General features: G+C 43.0%; 1 protein-coding gene. It reads right to left on the bottom strand.

The genetic code is table 11. The features are described from left to right. On the bottom strand, positions 1-402 hold a 402-nt coding region (locus HMPREF2846_RS14535; RefSeq protein WP_176745500.1), incomplete at both ends, for a hypothetical protein.

Raw genomic sequence — 402 nt, 5'->3', positions numbered from 1 at the left:
CTTTGATTTGATCAACAGTTACAGATTCCGGATTATTCACAATACCTTGTGCCACAGCCATTGCGTCTACCAATGGTTCAACGCTGTTAGGAGTAAAGTCCGCTTGGTTGATAGCTTTCGCTTTTTCCAGCTCATCTTTCAACGCTTCAAGTGCCGCATTGACTGCATCTGCTTTATCTTGAGCAGTTTTCGCTTCAACTGCTTTGTTCAGCGCATCTTTCGCTGCGTCTACTTCTGCTTGTGTCGCATTTGGATCTGCTTGAACGGCAATTGCTTTGGCTAACGTATCTTGGACCGCTTTATCTTCTTTATCTGTTGGATCTAACGTTAAATCTTCTGCGTTATTGATTGCTTTATCAAGTTCTGACTTATCTGCTTTCGCAACTAAGCCTGCTTGTGCAT

The sequence above is a fragment of the Staphylococcus sp. HMSC056G08 genome (assembly GCF_001812305.1).
Classification (GTDB): Bacteria; Bacillota; Bacilli; order Staphylococcales; family Staphylococcaceae; genus Staphylococcus; species Staphylococcus simulans.
The sequence above is the reverse complement of the archived record's forward strand: the minus strand, read 5'-3'. Positions and strand labels throughout refer to the sequence as shown.